General features: G+C 72.1%; 19 protein-coding genes. 17 read left to right on the top strand and 2 right to left on the bottom strand.

Features of this window, described 5'->3' with window-relative positions; all coding sequences use genetic code 11:
- Positions 1–119 precede the first annotated feature (119 nt).
- The 13 genes from RVR_RS16030 (at position 120) to RVR_RS16090 (ending at position 16,792) form a co-directional block, all read left to right on the top strand.
- Positions 120–458, top strand: a complete 339-nt coding sequence (locus tag RVR_RS16030; RefSeq protein WP_202234505.1) for a DUF1360 domain-containing protein — start codon at positions 120–122, stop codon at positions 456–458.
- Positions 458–2,215: a hypothetical protein gene (locus RVR_RS16035; RefSeq protein ID WP_202234506.1), complete on the top strand. Its 1,758-nt coding sequence runs from the start codon at positions 458–460 to the stop codon at positions 2,213–2,215. Before RVR_RS16030 ends, RVR_RS16035 begins: the two co-directional genes overlap by 1 nt.
- The gene (locus tag RVR_RS16040; protein WP_202234507.1) at positions 2,212–2,445 is read left to right on the top strand and encodes a hypothetical protein; all 234 of its coding nucleotides are present in this window, start codon (positions 2,212–2,214) and stop codon (positions 2,443–2,445) included. The genes RVR_RS16035 and RVR_RS16040 overlap by 4 nt, the downstream gene beginning before the upstream one ends.
- The gene (locus RVR_RS16045) at positions 2,438–2,779 is read left to right on the top strand and encodes a hypothetical protein (RefSeq protein ID WP_202234508.1); all 342 of its coding nucleotides are present in this window, start codon (positions 2,438–2,440) and stop codon (positions 2,777–2,779) included. Before RVR_RS16040 ends, RVR_RS16045 begins: the two co-directional genes overlap by 8 nt.
- Positions 2,766–6,212 carry a phage minor head protein gene (locus RVR_RS16050; RefSeq protein ID WP_202234509.1) on the top strand — a complete coding sequence of 1,149 codons (3,447 nt, stop codon included), beginning with the start codon at positions 2,766–2,768 and terminating at the stop codon, positions 6,210–6,212. The genes RVR_RS16045 and RVR_RS16050 overlap by 14 nt, the downstream gene beginning before the upstream one ends.
- Positions 6,212–6,409, top strand: coding sequence for a hypothetical protein (locus RVR_RS16055; RefSeq protein ID WP_202234510.1), 198 nt, complete (start codon positions 6,212–6,214; stop codon positions 6,407–6,409). Before RVR_RS16050 ends, RVR_RS16055 begins: the two co-directional genes overlap by 1 nt.
- A 174-nt stretch (positions 6,410–6,583) precedes the next feature.
- A complete protein-coding gene (locus RVR_RS16060) occupies positions 6,584–7,111 on the top strand; it encodes a helix-turn-helix domain-containing protein (RefSeq protein WP_202234511.1) in 528 nt (175 codons plus the stop codon).
- Positions 7,112–7,211: 100 nt separating this feature from the next.
- The gene (locus RVR_RS16065) at positions 7,212–8,882 is read left to right on the top strand and encodes a major capsid protein (RefSeq protein ID WP_202234512.1); all 1,671 of its coding nucleotides are present in this window, start codon (positions 7,212–7,214) and stop codon (positions 8,880–8,882) included.
- Positions 8,883–8,965: 83 nt separating this feature from the next.
- Positions 8,966–9,805, top strand: coding sequence for a cupin (locus RVR_RS16070; RefSeq protein ID WP_202234513.1), 840 nt, complete (start codon positions 8,966–8,968; stop codon positions 9,803–9,805).
- Positions 9,796–10,347, top strand: coding sequence for a hypothetical protein (locus RVR_RS16075; RefSeq protein WP_202234514.1), 552 nt, complete (start codon positions 9,796–9,798; stop codon positions 10,345–10,347). Before RVR_RS16070 ends, RVR_RS16075 begins: the two co-directional genes overlap by 10 nt.
- Positions 10,348–11,094: a hypothetical protein gene (locus RVR_RS16080; protein ID WP_202234515.1), complete on the top strand. Its 747-nt coding sequence runs from the start codon at positions 10,348–10,350 to the stop codon at positions 11,092–11,094.
- On the top strand, positions 11,091–14,048 hold the full coding sequence (locus RVR_RS16085) for a hypothetical protein (RefSeq protein ID WP_202234516.1): 2,958 nt from the start codon (positions 11,091–11,093) through the stop codon (positions 14,046–14,048). Before RVR_RS16080 ends, RVR_RS16085 begins: the two co-directional genes overlap by 4 nt.
- Positions 14,049–14,104: 56 nt before the next feature.
- Positions 14,105–16,792 carry a hypothetical protein gene (locus tag RVR_RS16090; protein WP_202234517.1) on the top strand — a complete coding sequence of 896 codons (2,688 nt, stop codon included), beginning with the start codon at positions 14,105–14,107 and terminating at the stop codon, positions 16,790–16,792.
- A 4-nt stretch (positions 16,793–16,796) separates the two neighbouring features.
- Here the strand turns inward: RVR_RS16090 and RVR_RS16095 are convergent, their stop codons facing one another.
- Positions 16,797–17,381 (bottom strand): HNH endonuclease, encoded by a 585-nt coding sequence (locus tag RVR_RS16095; RefSeq protein WP_202234518.1) that lies wholly within the window; start codon positions 17,379–17,381, stop codon positions 16,797–16,799.
- A 188-nt stretch (positions 17,382–17,569) separates the two neighbouring features.
- Between RVR_RS16095 and RVR_RS16100 the strand changes: the two genes are divergently transcribed.
- Together RVR_RS16100 and RVR_RS16105 are read left to right on the top strand one after the other, a co-directional pair.
- The gene (locus RVR_RS16100; protein ID WP_202234519.1) at positions 17,570–18,247 is read left to right on the top strand and encodes a hypothetical protein; all 678 of its coding nucleotides are present in this window, start codon (positions 17,570–17,572) and stop codon (positions 18,245–18,247) included.
- Positions 18,248–18,304: 57 nt separating this feature from the next.
- Positions 18,305–18,778, top strand: a complete 474-nt coding sequence (locus RVR_RS16105; RefSeq protein WP_202234520.1) for a hypothetical protein — start codon at positions 18,305–18,307, stop codon at positions 18,776–18,778.
- Here RVR_RS16105 and RVR_RS16110 read toward each other — a convergent pair.
- The gene (locus RVR_RS16110) at positions 18,775–19,371 is read right to left on the bottom strand and encodes a helix-turn-helix domain-containing protein (RefSeq protein WP_202234521.1); all 597 of its coding nucleotides are present in this window, start codon (positions 19,369–19,371) and stop codon (positions 18,775–18,777) included. The genes RVR_RS16105 and RVR_RS16110 overlap by 4 nt on opposite strands.
- 72 nt (positions 19,372–19,443) lie before the next feature.
- On the opposite strand from RVR_RS16110, the gene RVR_RS16115 reads away from it, so the two are divergent.
- Both RVR_RS16115 and RVR_RS16120 read left to right on the top strand, forming a co-directional pair.
- Positions 19,444–19,749, top strand: a complete 306-nt coding sequence (locus tag RVR_RS16115) for a hypothetical protein (RefSeq protein WP_202234522.1) — start codon at positions 19,444–19,446, stop codon at positions 19,747–19,749.
- 77 nt (positions 19,750–19,826) lie between these two features.
- Positions 19,827–21,854: a hypothetical protein gene (locus RVR_RS16120; protein ID WP_202234523.1), complete on the top strand. Its 2,028-nt coding sequence runs from the start codon at positions 19,827–19,829 to the stop codon at positions 21,852–21,854.
- Positions 21,855–21,859 lie beyond the last annotated feature (5 nt).

The following is a 21,859-nucleotide window of genomic DNA, read 5'->3' on the forward strand; positions in this document are numbered from 1 at the left end:
CCATGTTTTTGATCTAAAACGGCGTCTGACCTGCTGAGACTCTGTCGGAACCGATCACGCGGGATGGCTTATCATCCCCGGCCTGAACCGGCCGATGATCTTCCGTCAGGGGACGCCCCATGATCACCCCCGCAGAACTCGCCCTCCTGGCCTTCGCCGGGTACCGCGGCACACAGCTCGTCGTCCACGACTCGATCCTCGACCCGGCCCGCGACCGGATCGCCGCCTGGTACCAGGACAAGCCCGACTCCACCGTCCGCGACGCCGTGATGACGCTGATCTCCTGCGTCTACTGCTCCGGCTGGTGGGTCGCCGGCGCCGTCCTCGCGACGTGGCTCCTCGTCACCGGCACCTGGAGCAGCGCCCCGCTCCTCGTCCACGGCATCGAGTGGCTGGCCGTCGCCGGCGCCGCCGTCCTCCTCAACCGGTGGGACGACTCCCGCAAGGACAGCGCCTGATGGCAACGCGGGAGATCACCGCAGCCGCCTCCCGCTACACCTCCCGCAAGATCCGAGGGCGCGGGGTGGGTGACCAGTCGTGGCAGGGCCGCGCCTACGACATGTACCACGCCGTCCCCGAAGTCCGGTTCGCCGCCTCGTGGATCGGCAACGCCATGTCCGGCGCCCGCCTCTACGCCGGAGTACGGGACGATGACGGCTCGATCGACCAGGCCCCGGCCGGCCACCGCGCCGCCGAGATCGTCGACCAGATCGCAGGCGGCGCCGACGGCCAGGCCAAGCTGCTCGGCGCGTTCGGCAAGCACCTCACCGTCCCCGGCGAGGGCTGGATCGTCGTACGCCCCAACAGCGAGGTCCTGTCCCCGTACGCCCCCGAGGACGGCCACGACTGGCGGGTCCTGTCCGTCAAGGAGATCCGCCAGCAGTCCGGGAAGCTCATCGCGGAGATCGACGGCGAAGAGGTCCCGATCCCCGAGGGCGACCCGGACAACATGGACCCGGACGCCCCGGTAGCGATCCGCGTGTGGGAGCCGGACCCCGAGCGGGCCATCGAGGCCGACAGCCCCGTCCGCTCCAGCCTGGAACTGCTGGAGGAACTGGTCCTGCTCAACGCGGCCGTGAAGGCGGTCGCCCGGTCGCGCATCACCGGCCGCGGGATCCTCCTCGTCCCCAAGGGCATCCGCTTCCCGACGAAGCCCGGCCCCCAGGGCGGCGCCGAGGACGACCTCCTCGAAGTGTTCATGTCGATCGCGGAGACCGCGATCCGTGACCCCGAGTCCGCCGCGGCGACCGTGCCGATCATGCTGGAGCTGCCGGCCGAGGCCATCGCCCAGTTCAAGCACATCACCTTCGAGTCCGAGTTTGACGAGCTGGCGCTGAAGTTGCGCGACGAGGCCGTACGCCGCTTCGCGACCGGCCTGGAGATCCCCGCCGAGATCCTGCTCGGCCTCGGAGACGTCAACCACTGGGGGGCCTGGGCGTTGACGAGCGAGGCGATCCGCCTCGGCATCGAACCCAAGCTCGCCACGCTCGCGCACTGCCTGACACAGCAGTGGCTCCGCCCGATCCTCGAAGCGGAAGGCGTCGAGGACTGGCACCGCTGGATGGTCTGGTACGACACCAGCCCCCTCCGCGTCCGCACCAACCGGTCCGAGACCGCGTTGCAGGCGTACGACCGGGGCGTCATCAGCGACGACGCGCTCCGCCGTGAGACCGGCTTCGATGACTCCGACGCCCCCTCGGCCGAGGAGCTGGCCCGCCGGAACAAGTCCAGCTCCAGCCAGAACACCAACGACGACGACGGCCAGGACGAGGAGACGCCCCCGCCCGCCCCGGATCTCCCCGTGGACGAGTCCGAGGCCGAGCCCGACACCCTGCCCGCCTCGGCGGCGGCCGGCCCACACAGCGGGCTGGTGGCCGCCGCAGACGTCCTGATCTGGTCCGCGCTCACCGCAGCGGGCAAGACCCTGCGGAACACCCCGGCGTGCCCCCGCTCCGAACGCTCGAAGTACCGGGACGTCGACCCGGCGACCATGCACACGCTGCTCCCCGTCGACTTCGACAAGACGAACCAGTGGCGCCTCCTCGACGGCGCATGGGCGCGCGTCCCGGAGATCGCGCAACGGCACCGGATCGACGCCGAGTGCCTGACCGCGTCCCTCGACGACTACGTACGCGGCCTGATCGCGGCCGGGATCAACCACGAATACGACCTGGTGCCGTCGGTCCTCGCCTCGTGCGCCGGAGCAGCAGCATGAGCCGGCCACCCGGGACCGCCGCGTCCCACCGGCCATGGACCGCGTTCGTGCTGCACGCCGCGACCCCGGAGGCCAGTTGGTGCGCCGTCTGCAAGGCGTGGACGTGCCTCACCGTCGGCCTCCTGCTCCTCACCCCGGACGGCATCTCGACCGTCGGGACACGCACCTGGTGCGAGATCTGCGACGACACAGACCATCCGCTCCCGCCCCGGAGGATCGACCGTGGCTAGCCACACCACCCACCCGCACAAGGCCCCGCTGGGGCACAGCATCCCCTCGCACCGCGTCCTCGGCTGGTGCTCCCACTGCCCCGACCGGTCCCTGGCCGAGGAGGTCATGGCGTGGCAGCTCGACGCGCAGGACCGCCACGCCGAGGAAGACGCCGACGGTCCGTTCGGCGCGGCCACGCAGTGGGAGACGTGCCCCGAGTGCGGGTACGTGGGCGCCCTCTCCGTTGTCGAGATCACCGTCCGCACCACCACCGGCCCGAAGAAGGCTGGCGGCTGGAAGTACTGCCTCAACTGCGAGGCCGTACCGCAGGAGGCTGTCTGTGCCGGATCGTAACGGCCAGCTCGACCAGGCCGAGAAGGACATCGCCGCGGCGGTCGCCGACGCGCTCACCGAGACCGCCGACGAGTTCGCCGACGCCGTCCAGGCCGCGACCGAGCTGGTCGCGGCCCGCTTTTCCGTGGGCCGCATCGCCGGCATGTGGGGTAACCGCGTCCGTGGGGTGGTGCGGCGCCTGCTCGGCATCTCGCAGACCGCGGCGGAAGCGGCGGCCGAGGACGTCGGCGAGGACCTGCCGGACGGCTGGGACAACCTCCCCGGCCGCTACGACGACGGGCGGGAACTCCCCGACGACATCGCCTCGTACGTGGAGGTGACGGAGCATCTGCTGCGCGCGGTCGGTGACCGGCTCGCGGAGGCCGCACGGCGGGAACTCGCCGCGGGCCTGGACGCCGGCGAGGACATCGACCAGCTGAGGGAACGGCTCCGTACGGCGTTCAGTCGGGAGGGCTCGAACCTCGGGCCCGGCCGGGAGCGCCGCGTCGCGCAGACCGAGGCCAGCAGGGCGTGGAACATGTCGACGCTCGCCGCCGCCAGGGCTGCGACCGGCCCGGACAAGCCCGTCGTGAAGCAGTGGATCACCCGCCACGACACGAGGGTCCGCGAGAGCCACGACGACGTGGACGCGCAGATCCGGCTCCTCGATGAGCCGTTCACCGTCGCCGGGGTCCACATGGACGCCCCGGGCGACCCGACCGCGCCGGTCGGCCTGGTCGTGAACTGCCGGTGCCGCCTCGGAGTGGCCCCCGAACTCCGCGCTACAGCCATGGAATCTCAAGCGCGCCCGGCGACGGCACTTAAGAAGTCAAGGGAGAGCAGTGTGGAACCAGAGCAGACCGTGACGGCAGCCGCCGGCACCTACACCGGCGCGATGATCGCCCTGCTGCCCAGCGAGGAGGACGCCGCGCGCCTGGTCCTCGAAGCGCCCGGCTCCGAACCGGCCGACCAGCTGCACCTGACGCTGTACTACCTCGGCGAGGGCGCGGCCTGGGACACCGAGCACCGCGCCGAGCTGGTCGCCGGTATCCGGGACCGCCTCCCCGATGGGGCGATCGGCGGGCGGGCGTTCGGCGCGAACCACTGGAACGCCGACGGCGAGTCACCGTGCTGGGTGTGGTCCGTCGGCGACGACCCCGACCGGCCGGCCGATACGCCGGGCCTGGAGGCGGCCCGCTGGGCGGCCGTCAACGCGCTGGAGGACATGCACCGGCAGCCGGACCTCCCGGCCCAGCACACGCCGTGGCAGCCCCACGTCTGCGCCGCGTACACCCGTAGCCCGGCCCTGCTGACCGCGCTGAACCAGCGCCTCGGCCCCATCCGATTCGACCGTCTCCGGGTGGCGTTCGCCGGTGAGTACACCGACATCCCGCTCGCCCACGGAGTGGAGGCATCCCAGATGGACGACGACACCCTGACCACCACGGCCCCGGCCTGGTCCACCCCAGGTGACACGGCCCTGGCCTTCGAGGACACGGAGACCGGCGACGGCCGCGTGTTCCGGCCCGGGTCGCTGTACTGGTCCGGTCCCGGCCCGTGGCCGCTCCAGTACGCCGACGAGATGCTGGTCGGGCACCAGGGCGCGGAGCTGGCCGGGTCGATCCAGGGCATGGGCCGCGACGGCGACCGCATCACCGGCAGCGGCGTCCTCTACCCGAACCGCCCGGCCGGCGCCGACGCGCTCACCCTCCTCCGGGAGAAGGCCCCGCTCGGGATCTCCGTCGACCTGGACGACGTCAGCGTGGAGTTCGTGGACCGTTCCCCGGCCGCCGAGGACGAGGAGGGCCAGGTCGTGCTGCTCGCGTCGCTCGCCTCCGCGTCGATGCTGCGCCTCGATGACGGCTCGTGGATGGTGACCGCGTCGGCGACGACCGAGTGGACCGCGTCCGGCTCGTACCTGTCCCGCACCGCGAAGGGGGCGCAGCTCGTCACGGGGAGCGGCGGCCTCGTGTCAGCGGCGGCCGTGCAGGAGGCGTTCGCCGGTACCGGTGTCCTCACCGCGGCGGCCGGCGACCGCGACGACCAGGACCTCGGCACCGTCGTGCACCGCGAGTCGTCCGGCGACCTGCTGATGCGGGTCACCCGGGCCCGGCTGCGCGGCGCGACCCTCGTCGCGATGCCCGCCTACGACCGCGCGCGGATCGTCCTGGACGACCAGCCCGAGCCCACTGCCCAGGACGACGAGGACCTGTGGGCGTCCGGGTCCGGGCCGAGCCCCGCGCACATGCAGGTCGTCCAGTACGTGAAGGGCTCCCCGATCGCGGTCGGCGCCCGCGAGGTGGCGCGCGCCTGCTCGATGAAGATGGACACGGCGCGCGGGCACCTCTCCCGGGCGGCGAAGGCCGGCCGGATCGTACGGCTCGCCCCCGGCCTGTACGTCGGCCCGTCCTCGGAGGGGGCGCAGGACGAGGCGACCGCCGCGGCGCTCCCCGACGACGACGGCGACGAGACGGAGTCCATGCGGGACCTGGTCGCGTCGGCGTGGACCGCGATGGCCGACCTGCCGCCGATGCCCGCCGCGTGGTTCCGGGAGCCGACCGCCGCCGAGCTGCCGCCCGGGTCCGGGGGCGTGCACTACGCGGACGGCCGGATCTACGGGTGGGTCGCGCAGGCCGGGGAGCCCCACGCCGGGTTCCCCGGCCGGAAGCTGACGATCGAGTCCCTGGGGCGCCTGGACCTGACGCACTTCCTGCGGGCCCGGTTCCAGCTCGACGACGGGTCGACGGTGCGGGCCGGGGCGTTCACGATGAACGCCCCGCACACCCGGGACGGCGCCGAGTGCAGCGACGCGGCGTGCCAGTTCGATGACACGAGGACCGTCGCGGGGATCGTCACCGTCGGGCAGAACGCGGGCGGGCTGTGGTTCTCCGGGGCGGCCGGCCCGTGGCTGTCGGACTGGGACCGCACCGTGTTCCAGGGCTGCCAGCCGAGCTACCACATGAAGCAGGGGCCGGGGGGACGGTGGCAGCTCCGTGCGGTCCTGTCGGTGCCCGTCCCCGGGCACTCCTCGCCGCTCCTCGCCACCGCGGTGACCGAGCGGTCGAACCTCGCCCTGGCGGCGTCGGCGGCCGGGATGCTCACCGCCCCGGACGTGTCCGGACACGACACGGACACCGTCCCGGACAGCCCGGACACCGCGCCGGACGACAAGGCCCGGACGGCGGCTGACCTGCCCGGACAGCATCCGGACACCCGGCCGGACAACCGTCCGGACAGGCCGTACCTGCCGAGCGGTCAGGTCGACGCCATCGCCTCGGCGCTCCTCACGTCCGTGCCGTTCCTGGACGTCCTCCTCACGGCGATGGACCGCCGCCAGGAGCAGCGCGACAACGCGGCGAAGGCAGAGGCGCAGCGCCTCGCCGCGTCCGTCATCGCCCCCGCCCGCGAACAGATCGCGGCCGGCACCACCACCGAATCGGAAGGGACAGCCTGATGGGTTGCTCGTGCACGAAGAAGCGTCAGCAGTACGAGGTCGTCGCCGACGGCGGGAACGGCAAGGTGCTGTACAGCTCGGTGTCGAAGGCCACCAGCGAAGCAGTGTCCCGCCGGTACGCGGGCAGCATCGTCCGCGAGAAGGAGAAGGAGGGCGCCCTTGCCACTTCGACGACCAAGCCACCCACCCAGAAGTAGGTAAACCCGCAGGTCAGACGCCTTTTTCAGTTAGAATGATCACGTAAGAACCCCCCGCACGCCGGCAAGCAGAGCGGGGGGTTCAGGCCGACTGAGTAGGAGTCGACAGTGAGCAAGACTACGTGCGTTGTTGCGGGCGCAGATGGGCCATGCGGGCCCGTGCACGGTCACGGCTTGTGCAGCAAGCACTACTACCGCTGGCGAACGCACGGTGATCCGCTCAAGACCATCATGCGCAGCCCCGGCGGTCTGCTTGCAGAGCTGCAAGCCGCTGCCCACGCCACCGGCGACGAGTGCATCATCATGCGGTTCACCGGCCGACCGTTCATCGACTACGAGGGCACGTGGATGAACGCGTCCCGCGCGGTGTGGACGATCCGTCATGGCGACCCAGGAGAGCGGCACGTTCTCCACACCTGCCACCGAGGCGAGGAAGGGTGCATCTCCATCCGGCACCTCTACGCAGGCGACAACGCGCAGAACATGCGGGACAAGGTCGAAGCTGGGCGCAGCGCCCGCGGTGAACTCAACGCGAAGCACAAGCTGACGGCGCCGCAGGTGCAGGAGATCCGTCGACTCATCGCGGCCGGACAGTCGTACCGGGTGATCGGCGAACGGTACGGCGTCACCAAGAAGTCGATCGGCGACATCGGCACCGGCAAGACCTGGTCCTGGCTGCCGCCGAAGGAGGGCCCCGCGTAGCTCGTGACGGACTCGGACGCTGATGCCTGGCTATGCTGGGCGTCAGCGTCTGATGGTTTTGGGCCTGGACACTCCCGATCAATCCCAGGAGTGCTCAGCCATGGCCGACTTCGAAGTGCCCGAGGACATCACTGCTCTGACCGACGAGGAGCTGGCCGACGCTCTCTCGGGCGCAGTCGCTGCGTTCGACGCGAAGTCGACGTCGACGAGTGTGACGTCAAAGGATCTGGACGCTCTTCGGTCCCTCGCGACCACCGTCGAGGCGATCCGTACCGAGCAGGGTTCCCGCCGCGAGGCAGCCGAGCAGGCCGCCGCCGAGATCGACGCCCTGGCCGCGCAGGTGCGCGGTGGAGACGCCACCGACACGGACACCGACGCCGCCCCGGAGGGCACCGAGGACGCCCCGGGCGACGAGGCCACCGCGGCGGCCACCGACGCCGAGCCGGAGCCCGAGGCCGACCCCGCCCCGAAGGCGGTCGCCGCGTCGGCGCACCGGCCCGCGCTGAACCTCTCCGGTGTCCGGCGCCGTCAGCCGCGCGTCCTCCCGGAGGCGCCGGCCCCGACGACCACGATCACCGCGGCGGTCGACGTCCCGGGCTACGCGCCGGGCTCCCCGCTCGACTTCAGCGACATCACCGCGGGCATCATCAGCCGCGCAAATGCCCTCAAAACCGCAGGTGGGGGCGTTGGTCAGGTCATCTCGTACCGGCACCCGTACGCGGACGACCTGATCGTCACGGACTCCAGCTCGGCGCCCGAGGGCACCACCGTGGCGCTCCACGCGTCGAGCCAGCGGCGCCTCCCGGAGAAGGACCTCGTGGCGTCCGGCGGCTGGTGCGCGCCCTCGGAGACGATCTACGAGCTGACCGACACCTCGTGCCCCGACATGCTGTGGGACGCCCCCGAGATCCAGCTCGCGCGCGGAGGGTTGAGGTACTACAAGCCGCTGTCGCTCGATGTGTCGTCCATGACGTGGGTGCACACCGAGGCCGACGACATCAGCGGCGCCGAGAAGCCCTGCTTCCGCGTGCCGTGCCCCGACCCGGTCGAGGTGCGCTGTGACGCGGTCGGTGTCTGCCTGGAGGCCGGCATCCTGACGCAGCGCCACTTCCCCGAGCTGGTCGCCTGGTACCTCCGCAACGCGATGGTGGCGCACGAGATCCGCATCCGTCAGGTCCTGTTCCAGCAGGCCGTGGCGACCGCAACGCCCGTCGTGCTGCCGGAGACGATGGCGGCCCTGTCCGCGATCTACGGCGCGATCGGCCTCCAGGCCGCCGACATGATCGAGCGGCACAGCCTCTGTGACAGCACGGCTCTCGAGGTCGTGTTCCCGTGGTGGGCGCGGAACATGTTCCTGGCCGATGTCGCCCGGCAGAACGGCAAGGACATCTGCGACATCGACCCGAACTGCATCCAGAACGCGTTCAGCACGCTGGGTGTCCGGGTGCAGTGGGCGCGCGGCCTGGCGCCGACGCCGACGACGGGCGTGCCGACCGAGATCGGCGGGCCGGACCCGGCGACGGGCTGGCCGGCTGAGCTGTCCTTCCTGATGTACCCGGCGGGCTCGCTCCAGATCGGCCGCGGCGAGGAGGTCAACCTCGGCGTCGTTCACGACAGCACCAAGTTCGTGACCAACGACTACACAGCGTTGTTCGCGGAGGAATGCGTCGCCCTCGTGGACCGCTCCGTCGACACCCGCCTCGTCACCGTCCCGGTCTGCCCGACGGGCGCCACCGGCGCGCAGACGGAACTCGCCTGCCCCATCGCCTGACCGCCCCTTCCCGCCCCGAACGTGCCGGGCCCGGTGACCTGAACCTGGGCCCGGCACAGCCCAATTCAGAACGGAGGTGAGCGATGGCAGGCATGAGGAAGTACGTCGAGGCCATCCCAGGCGAACCGCTGCCCCACGGCATCCTCGGCGCCTGCACCGACATCCGAGATGTCGACGACGTCCACGAACTCCTCGGCGTCGAGTGGCTGTCACTCGGTTGCTGCCCCGTCAACGTGTGGCGGGACCCCTGCCTAGACGACGAGAGCCCCGGCGAGGAGAGCCCCGGCCCGCTCCAGAAGGAGTTCTGCCGCCCCTCCAGCGAGCACGCCGACCCGATCACCGTCTACGCCGGCGCCGAGTGCTCCGCGCTCGGCTGGACGTACGCGGAGGCCCGCGCCCACGCCGAGGCATCGCTCGCGCTCGGCGAGCAGGAAGCCGTCGAGTCCGGGTTCTGGTCCAACACGCTCGCCATGTCCGCCGTCGACCTCACCCCGGCCGCCGGTCCCGTCTCCATCGCCCAGGGCGTCGCCGCGCTCGAAGGATGCCTCGCGGAGTCGTACGGCGGCCGTGGAGTCCTCCACGTCCCCGCCGGCGCCGCCGCGCTCCTCGGCTGCTGCAACATCGTCAGCGAGAACCCGGCCACCGGGAACCTGCGCACCCTCGCCGGGAACTGCGTGATCATCGGCGCCGGATACAGCGCGATGAACACCGGCCCGGGGAACCTGCCCGCCGACCCGGGCACCGCCTGGCTGTACATCACCGGCCCCGTCATCATCCGGCGCGGCCCCGCCGAGACCATCCCCGACCGGCCCGGCCCGTCCGTCAACGTGCGGAACAACGACCGGAACGTCCTGGTCGAGCGGACGTACGTCGTCGGCACGACCTGCACCATCTGCGCTGTGGCGGTGACGACATGCCCCTGAACGTGATCGAGATCCAGCCGACCCGGGCGCAGCGCCGCGCGTTCGCCGCGTGGGCGGTCGCCCAGGTCCCGAAGATCCGCACCATCGGCCCGAACCTCTTCGCCGTCCCCGCCGGTCTCTTCGCCGACGCCCCCGAGGGCATCCTGATCGGCGCGCTCGTCGACGGCCACCGGTACGTGTCCCCGGACGAGGACGCCGCCCGCGAGCAGCGGCGGCTCCCGGCCTGCGGCCTGTGCTACGAGGAGAACGGCGAGGAGGTCCACCCGCACCCCGACTGCACCGCGGGCGGCACCGAGCTGGTCGGCGTCGCCACGCCTGACGGCTTCCTGGAGGCCGTCCCCGGCGAGCCGCTGCCCGAGGTACCCGCCGAGGCGTACGGCCCGGACTCGACGCCGCTGCCCGCCCCGTCCGAGGACAGCGACCCGAGCGACTCGCCCACCGAAGTACCGGAAGGCGTCTTCCCGTGCGACGGCTGCGACCGCGAGTTCACCAGCGAGCGCGGCCGGGACACCCACCGCCGCCAGAAGCACGCGGAGGCGTAAGTGCCTGTCGAGCCGATCCCGTGCGCGCCCGGGGGCGGAGGAGACCCGGGCACGTCCTGCTGCGCCCCCTCGATCGCCTCGGTGCCGCTGTGCCGCGAGGACGGCACCCCGCTCCTCCTGGTCCTGCGGTCCGCGTGCGCCTGCGACGGCGCCGAGGCCGCGCCGCCCGAGGTCGCCGGCTGGATCGACCCGACGACCGGCGCCTTCACCGACGGGCCGCCCCCGGCCGGCGCCGTCCCGTGCGGCAGTGACGGCCGCGAGGACTGCTCAACCGTCAGCCTCCTCCGCCTGTGCGACCAGGCCGACGGCGGCTGTGTGCCGTTCCTGCGGCACCTGGTCCACGACTGCGACGGCATCGTCACCACGTCCACGGACACCGCCGAGGACGGCATCACCCCGTACACCCCCGTCGGCCAGGTCGTCGACTGCCAGGTGTGCGAGGAGCAGTGCCAGCCGACCGTGCTGTGCCCGCAGCTCCTCGGCATCAGCGGCCCCGACTCCTGGTCGATGCCGGAGGGCACCGAGTCCGTGGCCGTGACCGTCGCGTGCGGGCCGGTCACCATCACCGACTGCGCGGGCAACGCCACCGTCGTCAACGAGTGCGGGACGGCGTTCCAGTGGGCGGCGCCGCCGTCCGGCTGCCAGCCCGGCGCCCTGTGCGCCCCGTTCACGGTCGACCTCCCCGAAGGGGCGGCCGTCTACATCAACTTCCTCAGCCCGTGCGACCAGGACGGAGACGTGTCGTGAGCGTCGGCGGCAACTTCACCAACTGCAATTGCGGCCCGGACACGACGGCCTGCGAGTCACCGACACAGCCGGTCGCCACCGTCGGCCTCTGCCTGCCCGACGGCACGCCCATCGCGGTCACCGTCACCCGGGACTGTGCGGGCGCGACGATCGCCGAGGGCTGGATCGACGTGCTCACCGGCGTGTACACGGCCGGCCTGCCGCCGGACGGCGCCGGGGCCTGCTCGGCCGGGTGCGTCGACACCGTGTGCCGGACGCTGTGCGACGACACCGACGGCGACGGCGAGCCGGACGCCACGTACTCGGAGCTGTGGTGCATCCGCGCGGACGGCACCGCCGAGCTCGTCCTCACCTACCAGGACGACCCCTCGACGCCGTACGCGCCGGTGGCGCCGGTCGACTGCTCGTACGGCTGCCCCGACGCCGAGACGATCACCCTGTGCGACGAGTCGGGGCCGTTCCTGCGCCGGTACACCTGGCTCAACGGCACCGCGACGTTCGAGGACTTCGCCCTGGACGGGCAGACCCCGCACCTGGTCACCGGCGACGTCGGCACCTGCGCCGCCGGGGGCTCGGCGTCGGACTGCGAGGCGCCCACGACACCGGCCGCGACGCTCGGCCTGTGCCTGGCCGACGGCACACCGATCGCGGTCCTCGTCACCCGCGACTGCGAGGGCACCGTCACCCAGGACGGGTGGCTGAACCTCACCAGCGGGACGTACAGCACGGGGGAGCCCCCGGCCGGGACGATGGCGTGCGGCAACCCGCGCTCCATCACGACGGCCGGCACGTTCTGCGACGTCGACCCGAACACCGGTGACGTCCTGGGCCTGGTCCTGATCGAGTACACCTACGGCTCGGACGGGGCGGTCGAGGCGGTGCGCCTGGTCGACGCCGTCACCGGCAGCACCTACACCCCGCAGGGCGAGGTCACGACGTGTCCGACCGGGGTCGAGCAGCCCGAGCGCGACGTGGTGCAGCTCTGCGACACCGCCGCCGACGGTGTGGTGACGGAGTTCGTCCGCGACTTCGCCCGCGACGAGGCCGGGGCCATCGTCGGGCACGCCGACTACGACCTGGACGGCGCCCCGTACACCCCGGCGGGGGTGGTCGGCCGCTGCGTTCAGAACTGCCACGACTGCTCGACCGCGGTCTTGTGCGACCTGCCCGACTCGGCGGCGACCGCCCCCGTCCTCGACCCGGCGTCCTCCGGCAACAACGGCGCCCACTCGGGCACCGCGGCGAACGGCGTCGGCTGGTCCGTCTCCGGCGGCCGTGGAGGCAGCGACCCCTCCAACTGGTGGTCCGTCGTCCTCTTCCCGGGCTCGGGCGGCAACTTCGCCCTCACGCTCACCCGGCCCGTCGCCGTGACCTGGGGCGTGCGTGTCGGCGTCGGTACGGCCAGCACCCTCGGCACCCTGACCATGCCGGCCGGATCGGTCGCGACCTACGTGCACCCGCTGCACACCTGGGATCCGGCCACCCGCACGCTGACGGCGAAGGCCGGTGCGAGCGTGTCCAACACGGCGCACACGTCGACGTTCGTGAACGCCGGGCCGCTCACCGCGCTCCAGTTCTCCGGGCCCTCCAGCGGGTTGCAGACCACCGTGCGGAAGGTGGGCGACTTCCAGATCACGCCGGTCGAGCAGCCGTTCCTGCGGACGACGTGCCGGGACTGCGCCGGTGACGTCACCACGGTCACCGACACCCGGCTCGACGGCACCACCGCCTACACGCCGCTCGGCACGGTCGGGGTGTGCAGCGCGGCCCCCGAGGAGCAGTGCGTGCCCGTGCCGCTGGGGGAGGTCTGCTACTCGCCCGCCCTGACCTCGGCGACCCTGTCGCTGGGTACCGACACGGACGGCACCTGGCAGCAGGCGGCGAGCCCGACCCCGGTCTCCGATCCGGCGACCCTCACCTACGCCCCTGCACCCGTCGGCGCCCCGGTCGCGACCGCCGGTGTCGGCCCGGTCACCGGGGCGACCCGCAAGGGCCTCGGCACCGTCCTGGGGGACACGGCCCTCGGGTTCTCCTACCTGCGGCGGCAGTTCACGACGACGTCCGCGATCACCGCGGTCGCCCTGGCCGCGCAGGCCGATGACCGGCCGCATCGCATCTGGCTGGACGGCACGGTCATCGCGGACTTCTCCGTCACCCCGGGAAGCCCGAGCCTCAGCGACCCGAACGCCTACAACCAGAGCTGGAGCCCCGTCACCAACGCGGCCGTCAGCCTCCCCGCCGGCGCCCACACCCTGTATTACGAGTGGGCGAGCCACGGGGGCCCCACGAGGGAGTGGGGCGCCCTCGACGCCCGGCTGACGCTCAGCGAGCGGGCCCCGTCCGCTCGCGCGCAGACCGTCCAGCACTGCGACGGCACGAAGACCCTGGTCGACATCGAGACCGGGCTGACCGTCCCCGCGACGGCAACGCTCGTCGCCTGCCCGGACGAGGCCAGCGACGAATCGTGCGCCGTCGTCCAGGTCCTGACGGAGTGCCGGTGCGACGACACCGACGGCGACGGCCTACCCGATGTCGCCTACGTCGAGCTGCTGGGCGTGGACTGCGCCGGCATCGTGACGAGCCTCGGCACCTTCACGGAAGGGCTCACCGAGCCGTACACGCCGGTCGCCCCGGTCGGCTGCGACGCCCTGGACGACGCGGAGGGCGCCGACCCGGCGTTCGGCGTCCAGGCCCGCCGCGTGGAGCTCGCGGCCGGCTCCTCCTGGTCGGCCGCCGCCTGGCCGACGCTCCAGTCCGTCACCGCGGTCGCTCACGGCGGCACCGGCACCGTCACCACGACGGACGGCACGAGCACCCTGCACACCGGCGAGGCCGCCACCTGGTCCGTCGGCCGCGATGTCGACGCCGCCCTGACCGGCCCGCTGACCATCACGGCCAATGGCGGCAGCGGCACCGTCACCGTCTCGTTCACGATCGGAGTCACCCTGTCATGAGTGGATGCTGCGGGCAGGGGCCCGTAATCCTGTCCGGCGCCGGGGCCGTGCCCCGCGTGGACGTCGAGACCGTCCTGCTCTGCGATGTCCTGCCGGACGGCACGATCGCCGGGCAGGCCCTCGTCGAGCCGGTCTACGACACGAGCACCGGCGAGCGGATCGGGACACGAACCGTCGACCCGGTCACCGGCGACACGTACACGCCGTCCGGCACCCTGACGGCGTGCGGGGCTTCGGACGGCTGCAACGCCACCACGTCCGTGCTGGTGCTGTGCGACACCGCGACGGACGGCACCGCCACCCAGTTCGTGCGGGCCACCACGTACGACTGCGAGGGCACGCTAATCGCCACCCTCGACCGCACCCTGGACGGTGCCGCGTACGCCCCCGCGGGCACGGTCGGCGTGTGCCCGGCCTCCCCTGACTGCGAGTCACCGACCACGCCCACGGCGACGGTCGGCCTGTGCCTCGCCGACGGCACGCCGATCGCGGTGACCGTCGTACGGGACTGCACCGGCGCGGTCACCTCCGAGGGCTGGATCAACCTCACGTCCGGCGCGTACAGCGCCGGGGCGCCCCCGGCCGGGACGACCTCGTGCGGCTCCTCCCAGTCCGTCCAGGTGTCCGGCACGTTCTGCGACGTGGACGACGCCGGCGACGTCGTCGGCCTGGTCCTGATCGAGTACTCGTACGCGGACGACGGCACGATCGACGCGGTGCGCCTGGTCGACGCGGTCACCGGCGACACCTACACGCCGACCGGGACCGTCACCACGTGCCCGGCCGGCGTCGAGCAGCCCGAGCGGGATCTCGTCCAGCTCTGCGACACCGCCACGGACGGCACGTCGACCCCGTTCGTGCGGGACTACGGCCGCGACGAGAACGGGGCGATCGTAGGGCACTCCGACTACGGCCTCGACGGCACGCCGTACACCCCGGCCGGGACCGTCGGTGTGTGCCAGCCGCCGGACCCCGAGCCGTGCCGCTCCTCGACCACGCTCCCCCTGTGCGACTCGGCGCCGCTCGACGTCGGCGCCCTGGTCGTCGCCACGGCCACCGACCCGACGCCGTACTTCCAGACCGGCGACGGCGTCACCAAGCGGATCGTCCTCGTCGACCCGCAGCCCCTCTTCGACGGCGGGACGATCGTCGTGGCCGGCCCGGCTGGTGGAGAGCCGACCCCGGAGCCCGTCCACCGGTACGCCGCCGCGCTCCTCACCCTCCCCGCGGACGCCTGCCCGCCGTGCGGGGACTGGCCGGACACCCTGACCCTCACCGTCGCCGCCACGGCGACGAACGACGGCCCGGCGGCCGGGAACGCCGTCTGCGGCCGGTACACCCTGTTCAACGGCGCCACGGTCCTGGGCGAGAACGAGATCCGGGACACGCCGGTCGGCGGGTTCTCGAACTTCAGCGTGACCGCCGACGTGTCGTACGCGGACCTCGTGGCCGGGACCATCGCCCTGAAGATGGACCTGGAGACCCGGCACATGGGTCAGAAGTCGTGGACAGTCTCCGACTTCACGATCACGCTGGACGCGGTGCAGGCCGGGTGTGGCACGTCGTTCCTGCGGACGATCCGCCGGGACTGTGTGACCGGCGACCTGGTCGACGTCCTCGACACCGACTACGAGGGGCAGCCGTACACCCCGGTCGGTGAGGTCGCCTCCTGCACCGCGCACAGCACCTGCGGCAGCAGCAGCGGCGGGGGCGGGAACACGTCGGACTGCGAGCAGTGCAGCCCGCTGGTCCTGTGCGACGCCGTGCCGGGCGCGGCGCCGGTGCCGTTCCTGCGGACCATCTGCCTGAACTGCATCGGCGGCGTCGTCGGCGTCATGGACACCGAGCTGGACGGCGTCACCGCGTACGAGGTGGCCGGCACGGTCGTGGACTGCGCCGCCGCCGGGGACTGCCCGTCGTCGTACAGCACGGAGTGCTGGGAGGTCGTCACCGCCAAGGCGTCGTACGACAACACGCAGGGCAGCCCGTGCGGCAGCGTGACCCCGAACATGGACCAGTGCGCGGGGACGTGGCGGCTGAACTCGTGGATCGTGGACGGCGTCGAGCTGGTCACCGGCACCCCGCCCACGTTCGTGGCGACGGGCTGCGGCGGCGCGGCGGACCAGCTCCACGGGGCGTGGGCGGCAACGCTCGCCACCCTCGACCCGGATGCCGGATGGGCCGCGGCCTACAACGGGCAGTGCCTGTTCTTCATCCAGGCCGCCACCGCGAACCCGGACGTCGTGTACGGGCAGATGCTGCTGGAGCGCACCGCGGGCGGCACGCCGACCGCGTACACCCTCGGCTCGGCGCAGACTCGCCAGTCGACGACCTACACGAAGCGGTTCACGCAGGAGTGCGACGGCTCCACCACCGTGACGTGGCTCGACGCGGACGGCGAAGAGGTCGACGAGCCGGAGGGCGAGCTGCGGTCCTGCGGCGGCACGGACCCCACGGACCCGACGGACCCGGACGGGCAGGCCGTCGACACCGGCGTACGGGCCGTCACCGGCACCGCCGCGCAGGATCTCGTCGCCGAGTTCACCGGCGTGCAGAGCGTCAGCCTGACCGTCCTGGCCGGGGCGGTCGCGGTGACGATGACCGACGGCGCCGCCGTGGAGATCCCGGCCGGCGTCGCGATGACCTGGTCCGTGTCCAAGCCCACCGACACCGCCCTCAGCGCGGCCTCGTTCGCCGGCGCCGACGCCAGCGCGGAGTACCTCCTCAACTGGACGAGGAGGTGAGGAGCTAGTGGCGCCGACCCTTGATGATCTTCTGGATCGTCCGCTGAGAGACGCCGTACTCCCGGGACAAGCCGATCTGGCTCACGCTACCGGTGGCGTACCGCTGCCGGATGATGGCCTCAGTACCGTCGTTCAGCTTGCGCCGGTCAGTGGGGCGAGGCGGGATTCCAAGCTCGTCGAGGACGGGGCGCCACGCCTTCCCGGTGGTGATCAAGCTGACCAGGGAGTTGTGTACGCCGAACTGGGCCGCGACCTCGCATACGGTGCCGCCACCATGCACGGCCAGGATGATCCGGCGGACCTCGTCCTCGGCCAGCTTGGCCATGCCGTGGTCCTCGCCGCGAGCGTTGCGCCCCCGGGAAACCATGTCGGCCACATTGTCGGCGTGGGTCCCGAGAAGCAGGTGCGCGACGTTGCGGCATGGCGGGTTGTCGCACCTGTGCCGGATGACCAGCCCCGGCGGAATGGGGCCGTTGGCCTCGATCCAGGCGACGCGGTGGGCGTAGTCGCCCTTGCCGCTGGACCTGACTCGGGTGTACTCGCCGGGCGTAGCGCCTGGGTCAACGATGCAGTCCGTAGACTCGTTCATCTCGATACCTCTCACGAAGGTGTCGGGCGTGCCCCCGGGCGGTTCCAGCCGTCGCGGGGGTCTGACGTCCCCTCATTTTACCGATCGAAGCAGGTCGGAGGGAGCGTCACTGCTCCCCGCATCGACGTAGGAGCTGACATGCGCGATACCGTCCCCCTCCCGCTCTCCGCGATGTGCGGTGGTACTCGATGAGTGGAACCACTTCCAGCGTCGGCGCGGTCTCGTCCGCGTCCGTCACCGTCGACCCCGACCCGTGCAACGCCCTCACGGAGGCCCCGAGCGGGCTCCTCGTCCCGTCCACGGCCCTGGCCGGTGTCACCGGCTCGGGCTCGGCGGTCAGCGCCGCGCGGTCTGTGGCCGTCGATGTCGTCGCCCCCGCCGATGGGGACTGCCCTGCGGAGTGGCAGGTCGGGGCCCGGCTCGCGCCTCCGTACGAGGAGCAGATCGTCGCCGCCGAGCTGGACCTCGCCGCGGTCGCCGAGGACGCGTGGAGGCTGCCCGGCCTGGCGATCACGCTCCCGGAGGCCGGTGTCTACGAGGTCAGCGCCACGCTCGGCACCGTGATCTCGGTGGGCCCGGCCACGGGGGCGTACAACATCGCCGTCATCGCCCGCCTCTACAACGTCACCGCGGACGCCGCGATCCCCGGTACGCAGTTCACGGCGCAGCGGAACACCGAGGGCGTCGCGCCGACGAGCGCGAAGTCTGACGCCGACCGGTGCGAGTTCACGAAGTTCCTCACCGTGACGGAGTCCACCCGGATCCGGATCGAGATGGGCATCCGCAAGCCGGTCGGCACCCCTGCGAGCACGACCGGGCTGTTCAGCACCAACCACCGGCTCGCGTACAAGAAGATCAGCGACTAGGACGGGGCCCGCCGCGCGCCGGCGGGCCCCTGACCGGTCCGGCACCAGGAGGTATCTATGTCCGGTACCAGCGGCAGCGTGGCGGCGGCCACGGCCGACGACGAGTACGAAATCCTCTGCGACGACGCGGGGAGCTTCCTGCGCCGGTACAGCACCGAGGACGGGACGACCGTCGCCACGGACACCGAGCTGGACGGCGTCACCGCGTACGCCCCGTCCGGCGACGTGGTGCGGTGCGACGCCGAGCAGGCCGCCGAGCCCAACCCGCTCATCGGCTCGACGGCGCAGCGGCAGACCGGCGCCGGGGCGGTGACGATCGCGGCCGGGGCCCGGTCGGTGACGCTCGTCGTCTACGCCGGAGCGCCGACCGTCGCCATCGGCGGCGGCACGGCCGTCACCCTCGCGGCCGGGACGTCCCTGTCGTGGGGCGTGGACCGGGGCGGACCCGGCGGCGAACAGCTCCAGGACCAGTTCGTGTTCACCGGGGTCGCGGGCAGCGACTTCGTCATCTCCTCAACAAGGGAGGTCTAGTCGAGATGCTTCCACGTTTCGCCCTTGATGACTTTCTCTACTGTCCGCCTGTGCACTTTGAATTCACGCGCAAGGGCCGCCGCGCTCTCGCCGTCAGCCGCCCGACGGCGAATGTCGAGGACGTTCGCTTCGATCAGGACAGCACGACCGTGGTCTGCGCCGACGGGGAGAGCGCGGGTTCCCCATCGGCCCGCCTCGGACATGTCCCGCATGTTCCGGTCGTGATCTCCGGTGTAGAGGTGCTTGATGCTGATGCACCTGTCGTTGTGGCAGGTATGGAGGACGTGCAGACGGCCCGGGTCACCGTTGGCGAGGATCCAAACGGCTCGGCTGGCGTTCATGCTTTTGCCGTTCAGCTTCGCCACAGGGCGGCCCGAGAAGGTGCTGGCGACGATGCACTCATCGGTTGCCGCCCGCGCCGCCTGCTTGAGCAGGGCCAGGAAGCCACCGTTCGGTGTCTTCCTGGTTGCAAGAGGGTCGCCCGTCGCCGCGAAGCGGTGGTAGTGCAGATTGCAGAATCCGCGCGCCTTATTGGGTCGTGCGCATCCTTCAACGATGCACGGCGGGATGTATCCGTGAACTCCACTAGGCATGCGACTAAGGTATGCGCACCCGCGAGGTTTATGTGTGAACTCGCAGGTGAAACACACGATCAGGTGGCGTAGGTGGGCACCGAGGGCGCGTACGTCCGGCCGGGCCCTCGGATTGAGCGGGCGACCGGCGTCACCGACGGCAGCGGCAACGTGACGTTCACGTGGCCGGTCGGGGCGTTCTCGGCGGCGCCGGTCGTCACCCTCGCAACCCAGGGCGCCAGCGCCTTCCGCTCGTGCTCGATCACGGCGAACTCGGCGGCGTCGACCACGGTCAACGTCCTCGCCTCGGCCGGGGTCACCCTCCTCGGCATCGGGGTCCTCGCGGTCGGCGCACCGGCCGCCGGGGTCACCGTTCACGCCCACGCTGCCGGTACCTGACCGGCCTAGACTCGACTGGACGCCGCTGGTTTTGGGCCGGGCGCTCCTTCCCCTCGTACTGAGCCAGGAGTGCACCCATGAGCAAGTGCTGCGGCCCGAGCCCCTGCAACTGCCGCGTTACCGCCGGCCCCGGCGTCACCGTCGACGGCAACGGCTCGCCGTCGCTGCCGTACGTCGTCTCTGCCGACGGCGCCGAGCCGACCGTCGTGCAGGCGGCCGACAGTTCGACCGTCGACACGGAGGTCACCGGCACGGGCACCGCCGCGGACCCGTACGTCGTCACCTCGAACGTCATCCTCGACCCCGCGCCGCCTGGTGGTGGAGACCAGCTCATCCAGTCCGGCCCCGACGGGCTGAGCCTGGAGTGCGCGGACGTGCGCGGCTGCTTCTCCGCCGGGGACGGCGCCGCGTACGACCCGGACACCGGCATCATCACGGCCCGGGTGTCGGGCGACGCGGGGAACGCGACGACGTTCGGGACGGACGGCGGCCTGTTCACCCCGGCGCCCGACGCCGCCGAGCCGACGGCACTCGAGGCGGCCGACTCTGCGACGGTCGACACGGAGGTCACCGGCACGGGTACCGCCGCGGACCCGTACGTCGTCACCAGCTCGGTCATCCTCGACCCGGCGCCGCCCGGGGGCGGGGACCAGCTCATCCAGTCCGGCCCCGACGGGTTGAGCCTGGAGTGCGCCGACGTGCGCGGCTGCTTCTCCGCCGGGGACGGCGCGGGCTACGACCCGGACACCGGGATCATCACGGCGCGGCCGTCAACCGACGCGGGGAACTCGGTGTCGTACGGCACGGACGGCGGGCTGTACGCGCCGACCGGCGGCGCGGCCGACCCGACGGTGATCGAGGCCGGGGACTCGCCGACCGTCGACAACGAGGTCACCGGCGCGGGCACGGCGGCCGACCCGTACGTCATCACGAGCAACGTGATCCTCGACCCGGCGCCGCCTGGTGGCGGGGACCAGCTCATCCAGTCCGGCCCCGACGGGCTCTCGCTGGAGTGCGCGGACGTGCGCGGCTGCTTCTCCGCCGGCGACGGCGCCGCCTACGACCCGGACACCGGCATCATCACGGCCCGGGTGTCCGCCGACGCGGGGAACGCGACGACGTTCGGGACGGACGGCGGCCTGTTCACTCCGGCCGGCGGCGCCGCCGAGCCGACCGCGCTGGAGGTCACCGACTCGGACACGGTGGACCTGACGCTGACCGGCGACGGCACCGCGGCCTCTCCGTACAGCGTGAGCGCGGACGTGAAGCTGAACCCGGCGCCGCCCGGCGGCGGAGACCAGCTCATCCAGTCCGGCCCCGACGGGCTGAGCCTGGAGTGCGCCGACGTGCGCGGCTGCTTCTCCGCCGGGGACGGCGCGGGCTACGACCCGGACACCGGGATCATCACGGCGCGGCCGTCGACCGATGCGGGCAACGGCCTCTCGTACGGCACGGACGGCGGGCTCCTGGTGCCGTCTGCCGCCGCGCTGGAGGTCGGCTGTGGTCTCCAGGGCGAGGGCACCGCGGCGGCGCCTCTGGCGGCGTTCCCGATCGCCGGCGAGCAGCCGTGGGCGGACGACTGGGACTGCACCGACAGCGAGAACTCGACGCTGAAGTGCGACCCGACCACGGGCGCGCTGTGGACCCCGCCCGAGCACACGTCGGCGGCGGTGACGCTCCAGCAGAACCACCCGCTGGGCACGCCGACGCTGACCGACACCGGCGGCTTCATCATCGTCGACACGACCGCCTGGTCCGAGGGCACGTACACGGCGGACTCGCTGACCGCGTGCCGTGGGCTCAGCTTCTCCACGGAGTTCACCGGGCACGTCGAGGCGACGTGGACCGCCGGCGCCGTCTTCGACCTGGGATACGCGGTGTCGATCAACGGCGGCGCCCCGGGCGTGCGCGTCATGCACAGCAAGCTCCAGGCGGGCGGCATCGCCGGGCACGAGCGGTGGACGTTCGCGACGGCCCAGGCGGCCGTCCTCGCCGCGCACACCGGCTACTCGGTCCGCGTCTACCCGGCGATCAACGTCGTCTCGGGGAGCGTGACGCTGAACCAGTGGATCACCGACACCCACCTGATCGCCATCACTCGCTGAGGAGC

It is taken from the genome of Streptomyces sp. SN-593 (assembly GCF_016756395.1).
GTDB classification, from domain to species: Bacteria; Actinomycetota; Actinomycetes; order Streptomycetales; family Streptomycetaceae; genus Actinacidiphila; species Actinacidiphila reveromycinica.

Coding starts and splice junctions, on each gene's coding strand:
- RVR_RS16055 (WP_202234510.1), top strand. CDS start 6,212: ATGGGTTGCTCGTGCACGAAGAAGCGTCAGCAGTACGAGGTCGTCGCC.
- RVR_RS16110 (WP_202234521.1), bottom strand. CDS start 19,371: ATGCCTAGTGGAGTTCACGGATACATCCCGCCGTGCATCGTTGAAGGA.
- RVR_RS16035 (WP_202234506.1), top strand. CDS start 458: ATGGCAACGCGGGAGATCACCGCAGCCGCCTCCCGCTACACCTCCCGC.
- RVR_RS16070 (WP_202234513.1), top strand. CDS start 8,966: ATGGCAGGCATGAGGAAGTACGTCGAGGCCATCCCAGGCGAACCGCTG.
- RVR_RS16075 (WP_202234514.1), top strand. CDS start 9,796: ATGCCCCTGAACGTGATCGAGATCCAGCCGACCCGGGCGCAGCGCCGC.
- RVR_RS16100 (WP_202234519.1), top strand. CDS start 17,570: ATGAGTGGAACCACTTCCAGCGTCGGCGCGGTCTCGTCCGCGTCCGTC.
- RVR_RS16095 (WP_202234518.1), bottom strand. CDS start 17,381: ATGAACGAGTCTACGGACTGCATCGTTGACCCAGGCGCTACGCCCGGC.
- RVR_RS16120 (WP_202234523.1), top strand. CDS start 19,827: ATGAGCAAGTGCTGCGGCCCGAGCCCCTGCAACTGCCGCGTTACCGCC.
- RVR_RS16040 (WP_202234507.1), top strand. CDS start 2,212: ATGAGCCGGCCACCCGGGACCGCCGCGTCCCACCGGCCATGGACCGCG.
- RVR_RS16105 (WP_202234520.1), top strand. CDS start 18,305: ATGTCCGGTACCAGCGGCAGCGTGGCGGCGGCCACGGCCGACGACGAG.
- RVR_RS16030 (WP_202234505.1), top strand. CDS start 120: ATGATCACCCCCGCAGAACTCGCCCTCCTGGCCTTCGCCGGGTACCGC.
- RVR_RS16065 (WP_202234512.1), top strand. CDS start 7,212: ATGGCCGACTTCGAAGTGCCCGAGGACATCACTGCTCTGACCGACGAG.